The following is an 11,845-nucleotide window of genomic DNA, read 5'->3' on the forward strand; positions in this document are numbered from 1 at the left end:
TGACGATTAATATCCTGGATTCTGAACCAGCTTTTTGTTGGTGTCGATCTCCCGTTGTGGGATGGGCAGAACTAGGTTGTTAGCGTTGTAAGCCACTGTGCCTACGGTACCCGCTGTGCGTTTGATATCAGGAAGTTGCTGACCTTCGAAGGCTAACTCAAGTCGACGCTCCAGCAGAATGGCTGCCAGATCGACCGTTGTTAAGGGAGCGGCCTTGGCGCGCGCGCGAATCAGGTTTACATCGGCAAGTGGCGTTGCGCCCGTAGTAGTACCCAAACGGAGGTTAGCTTCCGCACGAACCAGGTACATTTCAGCCAGTCGAACGACGGGTACATCGCCATACTGATCGTTGAACTTACTGGTAAAGGTGTTCTGTCCAGCCGTGTTAAAGAAGGTACCCCGCACATCGCCAGTAGCGTACAACTGCCGGAATTTCGTTTGTACCCGTACATCGCCACGGCCCTGATTCAATGACGATGCATAGAACGTATTCAGGTCGTTAGCGCCATCCTGGTCTGTAACAATAACCTTGAAAATAATCTCCGACTCGTTGGTGGCGTCGTTAAATACATCGGCAAAGTTATCTTCCAGTGCATAGGTGCCTGAGGTAATAACCCGATTGGCGGCATCACGAGCCGCTGTGTAGTTCTGCTGCTGTAGATAAACGCGGGCCAATATAGCTGCGGCAGCACCTTTTGTGGCAAAACCACTTCCGCCCGATTGTTCGGCTGGTAGCAAGCTTTCTGCTTTTGTAAGATCGTCTAACACCTGTGCATATACTTCAGCAACTGTATTGCGGGCACGATAGTCAACATCTGTTACTGAGGTTGTTGGGGTCAGCACCAGTGGTACACCCGGATTGGCCGTTGCTGTACCGTCATTCCAGCTTTTGCCGAAAGCCTTTACCAGCTCAAAATACAGGGCTCCCCTGATAAAACGGGCTTGTCCTTCCGTATTGCCCCGGTTGGTTTCTCCCACTTTAGCCAGAGCCGATAGGACGCTGTTCGCGCGGTTGATGGCATTGTAGCCATCCAGCCAGAAATCGCGGGTAACCGTGTTCGATGTCGTGACAGTCTTGCGCCAGATTTCGTCGATCGTAGCGTAAGTACCCCCAAAAAGGACATCTCGGTTATCGCCCATTAAATCGCCAATGTATTGAATGCCACCACCGTATAGGTTAACATCACTAAGTCCATCGTAAGCGCCAATGAGGGTAATTTGTACGTCCTGTTCTGTATTTAACGCCTGACTCTGCTCAATACTCTGAGTCGGTACAACGTTCAGGCGGTTGTCGCAGGCCGTAATCAGCAAACTGACGGCTCCGGCGTATAACAAATATTTTATGGATGAATTCATAGCAAAAAATGCGTTGAAAAGTCGTTGATAATTTGTTCCGAAGTGCTGATTAAAAACCAATGTTAATACCACCCGTGATCGTACGTGCCTGAGGAGCGGTATAAAAATCATAGCCCTGAGCAATGTTCGATACAATGTAATCGGCGTTTACTTCGGGGTCCCAACCGGCATAATTTGTGAACGTGAGCAGGTTCTGACCCGTTACAAACAAACGAACGTTCGTCAACTTCGCTTTATTGATAAGTGCTTTGGGCAGGCTGTACGATAGCGTAACGGTACGCAGCCGTACGAATGAACCGTCCAGAATGAACCGGCTGGATGATTGGGCACCGTTGTTATAGAACAAGCGAGCTTCTGGTACATCGGTAATCGTGTTCGTTGATGTCCAGGCGGCCAACTGGTTAACGGTCTGGTTATCTTCAAAACGTCCGTTAGCCGACGAGTAGCGACCAACACCATAGAAGTTGATCTTATTGCCAAATACGCCATTAAACAACACACTCAGGCTAATGCCTTTGTAGGTGAAGGTGTTCGTGATACCTCCCGTCCATTTCGGTAGTGGGCTACCTACAACCACCCGCTGTGCCTGACTATAGGTGTTGGTTGTTGTGCGATCCAGGGTGCCATCGGCATTCGTCGTGTTTTTGTACCATAGCGCGTCCCCATTGGCTGGATCAACACCCGCATATTCCTGCGTAAAGAACACACCCAGAGGTTGACCTTCAACAGCACGGCTCATGGCGTTGATACCTCCTTCAATAATCTGTGACTGTAGATTGGTGATCTTATTCTGGTTGATAGCCGCGTTGAAGCTCGTGGTCCAACGGAAAGCACCCGTCAGGTTCTCACTGTTCAGTACAATCTCGAACCCTTTATTCTCCAGACTACCTACGTTGCGGAATTGTGTAGCAAAGCCCGTTGTACCTGGTACGTTTACGCTCAGCAACAGGCCGGACGTTTGCTTATTGTAGTAGTCGATTTCCCCGTTGATTCGATTGTTCAGAATACCGAAGTCAAGTCCAATGTCGAACTGGTTGGTTGTTTCCCACTTCAAATCGGGATTAGCCAACTGCGATGGGCGCTGACCGGGCAGCGTACCGTAACTGGCATCACCGGTGAACAAGCCTAGCTGGGGAAAATTCTGGATTTCAGCGTTACCCGTTTGCCCGTAGCTGGAACGGAGTTTCAGAAAGCTGATCGTGCTGTTATTCTTCAGGAAATCTTCTTCCGATAGTACCCAACCTGCTGAAACGGCTGGAAAGAAACCATACCGGCTGTTTTTACCAAAGCGTGACGAACCATCGACACGGGCACTCAATCCCACCAGGTACCGGTCCGAGAATTTATAGTTGGCCCGCGCAAAGTACGACAGAAAGCGATAATCGGTCTGGGTAGAACTACCATCCGTTTTACGGGCAGCACTGGCAATCTGGCGATACGCATCCGATGGGAAATCCCGCCCCTCCGTAAAGTTGGTTTTCTGCTGCGATTGCTGATACGACATACCCGCCGTCAGATCGAGTTGACTGCGGCCGAATAGCGTATTGTAGGTGAAGAAATTGTTGGTCGTGTAATTCTCTACCCGAACGTAACGGTTTTGCCCAATACCCTGTGGTGCACTGAAATTGCGTTGCGTTTTGCTGTTGTAATACAGCTCTTCCTGTTGGTTAAGCACGTCCAGGCCAAACTCAGTACGGAAGGACAACCCTTTGATAATCTGTAACTGGCCGTATACGTTACTGATGCTGCGATACACCGTTGTGTTAAAATAGGCATTGCCGATGTTAATTAACGGGTTGTAATAGACCGGTATGCTCAGATCGCCGGGAGGGGTACCAACGGGTAGGCCCGTGGTTGGATCCGTGGCGGGTGTCATTGGCGGCAACGCCACCATTTGCATAGGGTTATCAAACTGATTATCAGCCGAAATGCGCTGATTGAACGTGCGGGTCTGCCCAGTGTTAAAACCTACCCGAAGCCGATCCGATACTTTATGATCCAGGTTAAGCCGACCCGAATACCGTTGCAACGCATTGCCAACCAGAATACCCTTTTGGTCTAACAACTGGCCCGATAGGTAGAAAGTAGTTTTTTCATTCCCGCCATTTAGGTTAATGTCATATTGCTGATAAGGGGCATCCTGATAGGCCAGATCACCCCAGTTTGTGCTCACCTGCGTTGGTGTGCCATAGGTGCCAAGGCCCTGCGTTTCGTAGAATCCCTTCATATAGGATGTATAAGAGTCTGGATCACTTTGATCAAGACCTTCAATCCGATCCGAGTTTGCTGCTGCCTGGTTGTAAAACTTAACGTACTGATCCGTATTCAGAAATTGCAGTTTGTTCGTGGGTTTACTTGAACCATACTGGGCGCCAAAGGTAATGTTCGTACGACCTGCCTTCCCGCGCTTGGTGGTAATAAGCACGACTCCATTGGCAGCACGCGCACCATAAATAGCACCCGCCGATGCATCTTTTAGAATATCGACCGACTCAATATCCTGTGGGTTAATATCGGCCAGTGGGTTGGTGGAGGCACTGTTAAAACTCAGGTTATCCGTTGTAACGGGCGTGCCGTCAACTACATAAAGCGGTTGGTTCGACGCCGATACCGACGATTGACCCCGCACCCGCACCTGAATCCCCTGCCCCAATTTTCCGGAACCTGAGTTAATCTGAACACCAGCTGCTTTCCCCTGGAGCGCCTGGTCGAAGGTTGTTACCGGTTGATCCTGAATATCGGCAGCCCGCACTTTGGCGATGTTACCGGTCAAATCCCGCTTAATTTGCTGACCATACCCCGTAACAACAACTTCATTCAAATTGCGTACGTCAGTCTTCAATTGTACATCAATTACCGACCGGTTGCTGACAACTTCTTCGACAGTTGAGAAACCAATAAAGCTGAAAACGAGTGTAGCGTTGCTGCCTGCCGATAGCCGATAATTACCCGTTGCATCGGTGAGCGTTCCCTGTGTGCTACCTTTTATAGTGACGGATACCCCTGGTAAGCCAGTGTTATCGTCAGACGACGTGACCCTACCCGAAATCGCCTGATTTTGGGCATACGCTCCCCATGCTGTCAGAAGAAGCAGGAAGCTGATTTGTAAGAGTTTTCCCATAATGTTGTTAATGAAAAAAAGTAGTAATAACTGCAAAAGTACAATATTCAATGTGAATTAAAATGACATTAAACGGAGTGGCTAAGTATGTTATAGGTTATATACTAGAATAATTCATAAACAAATAAGCTGTATATGAAATAAAATACTTAAAAAATGACCTTAAAGCCTGGTTATAGTGATAAAGATTTGGTGAGGCTATTGTTGAAAAAATTATATTAATTATTTACTGAGATACTGCTTAATAATCTGAAAAGTAGCTAATGTTTACAATACTTAAGTAAGATTTGACAAAAATACCTAAGTAGAATTGATTAGGATTAAAGATGAACTAGCCTATATAACTTTTCCTGCGCCGTACTGTTTTTTAGTAGATTCCTATAATTTTCGATTACATAGTAGCTGATTCAGGACTTTTTAAAATAGGTATTAAACGGTGAAACAGGAGTTGTTGTCTAATCGTTACTGGTACATCAGTAAACTCAAACAACGATGAAATTTAAGCTGTTCACTCTATTCCTTCTGCTATTCGTAACGGGCTTGCGTGCACAGGTGCAGTACACAACCGAAAGCCCACGCATTGACGACATTAACGATGCCGATGTTAGCATCAAGCGCGTTGAGCTGACGGATCAATACACGGTCATTTACATGAAATTCGAAGCTCCCCAGTTACCACGTTCGCTGGGAAAATCATGGCCGTTTCCAATTCCCGCGCCAAATGGAGGAGGTCAGGGCGGATCAATCGAATCAACAAACAACATTGGTTTTCAACCCACATCACGTTTGTACGTAAATCAGGGCGAACGTTCCTACAAATTCATTCGGGCAGAAAATATTCCCGGCGAAACACGCCGACGGGTTAAACCTGGTGAACGCGTTGATTTTGTGGCTTATTTTGAACGAATAGACCCAGGTTATACAACGTTCGATTTGTTTGAATGCCGGGACAGTAAAGGGTATATCTGTTTCAATTTCTGGGGCGTACACATCATTAATCCACCCCGGAAAGACAAGTACTCGCAACGTACACCGAAAGCACCAACACCTGTTCCTCCTAAACCGCAGCAGCCCCGCTACAAGCCCCGTACTACACCGGGCCTGGGGGCACCGGAGGAGGCACCGAAACCAACGGAGCCTGTCCAACCACAGGATGCACCGGCTCCAGTGGCTGTTGCGATTAACGGTACTACGCGCGACGCTAAAACGAAACAGCCAATTGTAGCTACTGTCACGTATCGGTTGTTATCCGGTGCCGAAGCGTCGGGCGATGAACCGGCTGATTCCATACGGAGTAGTAGCCCAACCGGAAACTACAAGATTGCCATTGAGCGACGGGGTGTTTATGCGGTAACGGCATCGGCCAAAGGTTACTTTAGTCAGAGCGATACGCTGGCCACCAACCGCATTGATGTGAACCGTGATTTTAATCTGGTGCCCATAGAAGCCGGTGCTAAAATCACCCTGAAGAATATTTATTTCAATATATCCCAATATAACCTAAAGCCCGAATCGTTCCCTGAACTGGACCGCCTGGTAACGGTGATGCAATCGAATCCGGCCTTGCAAATCCGGCTGGAAGGACATACGGATACTGTTGGTGAGTTTGATGCGAACGTTGAACTGTCGCGCAATCGGGTCAATGAGGTGAAGCGATATCTGGTTAGTAAAGGCATCAGTGCAGGCCGTATCGAAACCGTTGGGTATGGCCCTTCGCGCCCCATCAATACCAACAAAAGCCTGAAGGAACGAGCCGAAAATCGCCGGGTTGAAATGGTCATCGTGAAGATATAATAGTTCAAACGCAAAGAACGCAGAGAAAAAATCTTTGCGATCTCTGCGCCATCTTTGCGCCCTTTGCGTTTAAGTATACATGAAACCTACCTTCGACCTCAACGTTGTTCTGGCGCATATTGACGAAGCCATCCGGCCGTATCCAAAAGCGGCTATGTTCGATCTGTTTGAACGGGGCTACAACACCCTGTTCGAGCAACTGATCTCCTGTATCGTGTCTATACGAACGCTCGATGAAACCACGATTCCTGTCTCCTTACGTTTGTTCGAGCAGGCTCGAACGCCCGAACAACTTCTTGCCATCGACATCCCAACCTTAACGCAATTACTGTACGGCACTACCTACCCCGACCAGAAAGCCTATACCCTGCATGGCATTGCCGACCGCATCATGAATGAATTTGGGGGAAGTCTCCCTGCTGATTTCGCTACGTTAATTTCCCTGAAAGGCGTTGGGCCAAAGTGTGCTAATCTGGCATTGGGTGTTGCCACAGGACAGGCGGCTATCAGCGTCGATATTCACGTTCATCGAGTTGTAAACCGTTGGGGCTATGTGCATACCAAACAACCCGAACAAACGCTGAAGGTATTGGAAGAGCGGGTTCCGCGTGAACAATGGATAAACATCAACCGACTGTTGATGCCATTTGGTAAGCATATCTGCACGGGTACATTGCCTCATTGTTCAACCTGCCCCGTACTGCCCTGGTGTGAGCAGGTAGGTGTGGAGCGCCATCGGTAGGTTAGCCAAAAACCTATTTCTGCAAGGTTGTTAAAAACTGTTTCAGATTGGCTAAGGTATCGCGGCAGGATTTGTCAATTTTTTGATATAATTCGGCTTGTTGGCGAGCGGCCTGCTCAATTAATTTCCGGTTCGTGATTTTGCCCCCAGCTGCCCGTTCCAGTTCATCGGCTGTGCTGCTGGTTGTTCTGACCGGCACACTGATGCCTTTGCTTTCGGCAATCAAGTCGGTAATGGTAGCACGGTAGCGACCAAACTTAGCTTCAATTGTAAGGGTGTAGCGAACAGCCTGATCATCAATCCGGTAGGTTGCCTTGATAAACTGGATATTATGTTCTGGATCGTATTGCTGTTCGGCAGTTGGTTCTGCCGCATAATAGTATTCGGCCCAATCATGAAGCTGCCTCATCAGTTGCCGGGCTGGCAATTTAGCGTCTGGTACACGTACGATTTCCTGATATTGAACCTGGCCTGTTTCATTGGTTGGCAATCGGAGCTGCGCGAATGCACTACGTGATAAAAACAAGGTGAGGATGATCAAATACTTCATAGAGAATTGACTTCGAGTTTATGAACAGGTCTATTGCACAGCCTGCCAAAAGCGAATGCGAAGATAAGACCGATAGGGATTTGATAATAGTGAAAATCCGCCAGTTGAGAGGAAATTAGTAACTATAGGTTTGGTATTTGCTCTTTATAATGGCTCTATACAGATGGTGCTTTTGTCGTGCCAATCGTCCCGGTTGTAGAGAAATGCAGCATTACACGACCGACCGGGACGGTCGGCACTACAGCTTTATTCGTCAACAGGCAACGGGCGTTGCTGGCTCAATTTTAAATAATTAGCGCGGTATTTTTTATTTCCCTTCACACCAATACTAGTCAATATTCCACTCGTCATCGTTTTAATCCAGTAGCCGAAAATAAAGGTCTGCGGATCACGATCATAGAAAATACGCGAATCGGCTTCGTTTTTCTTGCGTAAAACCTTGCCGATAACGAAGTTCTTTAATTTGATTAACAGCGTTTTTTTTGTTGTATCAGCAGGAGCGAGCAGGCTGATTTTTAAATCTTTATAATAAAAGTGCATGTTGCCTACCGATGCATATCGGTTGCCCACAACCCGGGCCGTGATGGGCTGCACGTACCCCCCGTCCAGATTTGCGGCTATCATCGGGTTTGTTATTGAGCTCATTTCAGAAAGGTGTACATCCGATGTGTTGAGCAGCATATGAAAACCCGCCAGCGAATCGCCGTAGGATTCCCGGTAAGTCAGCCGATTGATGTTTAGTCCCAGTAGTTTAGTACTGGCCCTAAGCACTAAACTGTCGGTCGTTTTTCTTGGGCGATTGGTAATGTTTTTCAGCACCCCATTGATGTTCATCAACGGTACGTTACTCACTCGGTTCGTCAATTTGGAGGTCTCGTGGTAAATAACATTGCTGTTGATGACTGAAATCGAATCAATCTGAAAGGGTATGTTAACCCGACTCATTAATCGGGTAGGCATTAACTTTTCTGGCATAAAGTCTGGATCGGGCAATCGTTTATCCCGCGATACATCCGTCGTCACGTTTTTAACAACAATATGCTGAATGGCGATAGTCGAATCGCGACGCCATTGGGCCATATTCAGCCCGTTCAATTGAGCTTCATCGCCTTTTACGGTAATATAATCGGCCTGAAAATGTGGTGGTGCCATAAACTCCTCCTGAGGCATTGTCGGAGTTATCTGGAAGTTATTGAGTTGCAGACGGGCGTTTTTAGGTGTCCAGTTTACATTTCCGGCCTGAAATGTAGTGGAAGGTCTTTGAAGTAAAGCGTCTGTAATGGCCAGATTTGTATGGTTCATCCAGGTTGACCAGGCTATTTTTTTGCCTGCTGTCCAGCTAAAATCCGGAAAATCAACCGTCGCTTTAACGTGACCAACGGTAAGCTCACTGGGAGGGGCCGCTTTTTTTGATCTGAGCACCGGATGCAAGTCGGTAGCGGCAAGGCTTGCGTGCAAATCGCCGACCAGAATTGGTTTCCCCGCCTTTGTAGCCGATAATCTGCCGTTCGTTAGCTGTACGGAGGCAGACGGGACTACCGTCCTTAATTGGGGGCTGGCAAGCGTTATAGCACTTGGCGTTACTTGTAAAGACGCAAACGTAAGGGCTTCCTGTTTAGCACCATATAGCCCTTTTGCATCTACATCAACCACCGTTCGTACGCTCACGGAATCCCCCTCTTTTTTGTTGAGGTAATCAACCTTAGCCGCGTCAACGACCAATTCATGCAACGTAAATGTAAATGGAATAGAAAAAACACTGGCTGGACGTTCGGTTTTTGATATGCCTTCTGTAATCAGGGTTAGTTCCGGGCGCTCAAGGTAGACTGATTGCAGACGAATTGTTGAAAAATCAGTCGACTTAAATGGGGCCACCACCCGGAGCTGAGGCAGAGCAAGTTCGAGTTTTTTGCCCGGACTATTGTCTGTGTAACGCACGTTGGTCAGCGTAGTGATTTGCTGGCTATTTAGCTCTGCCTGGGCAATTGAAACCTGTTTAGTACTTGGCTGATTAAGATAGAGATCAGTCAATTTGCCGCTGATCTGATTCCAGCTAAAGTAGTCCGTTTCCGTTGTCAGACTATCGATACGTATTGCCGACCCCTGAAAACCCGCCCGCATTTGTCGGGGTAAAGCAGCATTCAGCGTTAGGTGGTCGGCCATTAACCGGGCAATATGGAGTAGCGGTAAGGACTCATGAGTGTGTGCCGATGTATGGGTAGGGATCGGACTTAGGCTTTTTTTTGCGGTAGTTTTCATGTCAACCACTAAGTCATGAACGCGGAGTAACTCAATCTGGATGTCTTTCGATTGCTGAAGTGCATCCCAGCCGAAAGCTTCCCAATACACGTTATTGGCGGTCAATGCGGTTCCGTTGGGGAAGCTCATCTGTACCTTATCAACGCCGTTGTACCGTTGTTTTCCGTAGAGGGTATAATTCGTCAGGGCAACGTTTAGCTTCTTCGTTCGCAACTGGGCACTGGCCACGGTCAGGTTCGGAATGGCGTGCTTCATGTCAATCAACGAATCGCTCACTAAAAAGTCGTTCAGCAAAACGGTAGCATTCATATTTTTCATGCTTACTTCCATCGGCTTCTCGCCCGATAGTTTGTACTGCGCATTGGCATTGATAATCCGGAAGTTGTCTACCTGGAGAAGCTCGCCCAGACCGTGTAACGTCTTGAATAAATCAACTTTTTTGGGTGGTGCGGTTGCCACAACAAATGGCTTTGGGTGTACTGCTGCTTTGGGGGTAGCCAGGATCGCAATGCTTGGTTGAACCAGTTCGGCAGCAGTAGCCACAAGTCGCTTCTGCATCAAATCTTCAAAGCTAATATTGTGTAGATGCAGCAGTGGGGCTTTGAAAGTCAAGCCTTTGCCGGTTAGTTTTCGGGACGTAGTGCCATAGAGTACATTCCTGAAAATGAGGTCTTTCTTGAGCACCTGAAACGATTCAACCCCGATTTTGAACAGGCTATCGGGCGAAAAAAAAGCAATATTACGTAAGCTCAGGTTAACGCTATCCGTGGTAAGCGAGTGGTCACTTTGTTGATTGAGCGTCAGATTATAAATGGTCAGGTTCGCTTTCTGCGTGCCACTCCTGGAGGCCGGGTTCGACTTACTCGCCAGTAAGATTTCGCCATCCTGTACCCGTGTGTAGCCAATCGTTACGGTTTTGAACAGGGTTTTGATGTTCGCGTGAATTGTGCCACTCGTATCGGTTATCTGCTCTTTCCGACTTTCAATCGGCAAGGTGAGTACGGGTCTGACGCAAATGAGGGTATCGAGCCACAATTCACCTTTCTGGTACACGGCAGGTAAATGCCTTGAGTTGAAGAAGAACTTCTCGGCCCGCAAACTCATCTCCCCTTTTTGGGCAGTAGCGGGTTTGCGGAAATGAACCGAATCTATTTCAAATAGCTGCGTAGCGCTGGCAAAGCGCAATCCCCGAAAGCTTAGCGTATTTTTTCCGTCGGATAACACCCATTGTTGCTTGCCCAGCGATACCTCAATGTGATCGGAGCCCAACACCCGCCGGTTATCATTATCAAGCTTAGAGAAATTGTGAACGATCAGGTTGATATCTTTAATGACGAACGGGCCTGACGAATTTCGTTTGATCAATGCGAACGATCCACCCTGAATGTTGAATGATTTCGCATGTAAATGGTCCAGGGTTTTTTGAAGATTCTCGAGAATACTCGATGTATGAAAACGGGTTTGATTGTGGCTTTTTGAATGGATGCGATAATCATGAACGACAACCTCGGGCCTGGAAACAGAAAAACTATCGACTAATAACTTCTTGTTTAGCAGGAGTTCCTGCCAGGATTCAATGGATAAATAAGCATTGGGAATTTTGACTGTGTAATAAGACGGTACGTTCGTGGTGTCTTTCCGGGCAAAGACCAGGCCATTTATTGTAACGGTTCTGCTTAAAATAGACAGGTTTAGGTCCTTACTCTGGAAGGTATAGCCCCCCTTTGTTTCTTTATCAATGGCGTAGGTGATTACGTCTTTTAAATTATTCACCAGCACAAAATACACGACACCTGCCGCTAAAAGGGGGACTGCCGCTACCACAAGAAGTAGTTTTACCCAGCTTTTTGACGACAACTTCATAAGTCTATTCGTGAGTAGGATGGTAGAACTTTGAGGTAGGTAGTTGGTACTGTTAACTAACTATCAATATAATGAGTTTAGCTCATGCTGTTAATTTAAGTGCAGGAATCTATAAATCAAGGACTTGTTAGGTGCTTCCTCGATAGCGTGAACGTTCTTC

Annotated in this window: 6 protein-coding genes; 2 read left to right on the top strand and 4 right to left on the bottom strand. The window is 47.4% G+C overall.

All coding sequences use genetic code 11. The features are described 5' to 3' along the window. Window positions 1-6: 6 nt before the first annotated feature. Both EXU85_RS05850 and EXU85_RS05855 read right to left on the bottom strand, forming a co-directional pair. Window positions 7-1,356, bottom strand: a complete 1,350-nt coding sequence (locus tag EXU85_RS05850; RefSeq protein ID WP_142771174.1) for a RagB/SusD family nutrient uptake outer membrane protein — start codon at window positions 1,354-1,356, stop codon at window positions 7-9. A gap of 49 nt (window positions 1,357-1,405) precedes the next feature. Further along, entirely contained in the window at window positions 1,406-4,477 is a 3,072-nt protein-coding gene (locus EXU85_RS05855; protein ID WP_142771175.1) for a TonB-dependent receptor, read from the bottom strand. A 492-nt stretch (window positions 4,478-4,969) separates the two neighbouring features. Between EXU85_RS05855 and EXU85_RS05860 the strand changes: the two genes are divergently transcribed. Then, window positions 4,970-6,271, top strand: a complete 1,302-nt coding sequence (locus tag EXU85_RS05860; protein WP_142771176.1) for an OmpA family protein — start codon at window positions 4,970-4,972, stop codon at window positions 6,269-6,271. 79 nt (window positions 6,272-6,350) lie between these two features. Continuing rightward, window positions 6,351-7,013 (top strand): endonuclease III, encoded by a 663-nt coding sequence (gene nth, locus EXU85_RS05865; RefSeq protein ID WP_142771177.1) that lies wholly within the window; start codon window positions 6,351-6,353, stop codon window positions 7,011-7,013. A 13-nt stretch (window positions 7,014-7,026) separates the two neighbouring features. On the opposite strand, the gene EXU85_RS05870 is transcribed toward nth, so the two are convergent. Beyond that, entirely contained in the window at window positions 7,027-7,563 is a 537-nt protein-coding gene (locus tag EXU85_RS05870; protein WP_142771178.1) for a DUF4468 domain-containing protein, read from the bottom strand. 246 nt (window positions 7,564-7,809) lie between these two features. Continuing rightward, window positions 7,810-11,685: a hypothetical protein gene (locus tag EXU85_RS05875; protein WP_142771179.1), complete on the bottom strand. Its 3,876-nt coding sequence runs from the start codon at window positions 11,683-11,685 to the stop codon at window positions 7,810-7,812. Window positions 11,686-11,845: the final 160 nt, after the last annotated feature.

This window comes from Spirosoma sp. KCTC 42546 (genome assembly GCF_006965485.1).
GTDB lineage: Bacteria > Bacteroidota > Bacteroidia > Cytophagales > Spirosomataceae > Spirosoma.

Bases quoted from the DNA above. Each gene is read 5' to 3' on its own strand.
- EXU85_RS05850 (WP_142771174.1), bottom strand. From the start codon at position 1,356: ATGAATTCATCCATAAAATATTTGTTATACGCCGGAGCCGTCAGTTTG.
- EXU85_RS05855 (WP_142771175.1), bottom strand. From the start codon at position 4,477: ATGGGAAAACTCTTACAAATCAGCTTCCTGCTTCTTCTGACAGCATGG.
- EXU85_RS05860 (WP_142771176.1), top strand. From the start codon at position 4,970: ATGAAATTTAAGCTGTTCACTCTATTCCTTCTGCTATTCGTAACGGGC.
- nth (WP_142771177.1), top strand. From the start codon at position 6,351: ATGAAACCTACCTTCGACCTCAACGTTGTTCTGGCGCATATTGACGAA.
- EXU85_RS05870 (WP_142771178.1), bottom strand. From the start codon at position 7,563: ATGAAGTATTTGATCATCCTCACCTTGTTTTTATCACGTAGTGCATTC.
- EXU85_RS05875 (WP_142771179.1), bottom strand. From the start codon at position 11,685: ATGAAGTTGTCGTCAAAAAGCTGGGTAAAACTACTTCTTGTGGTAGCG.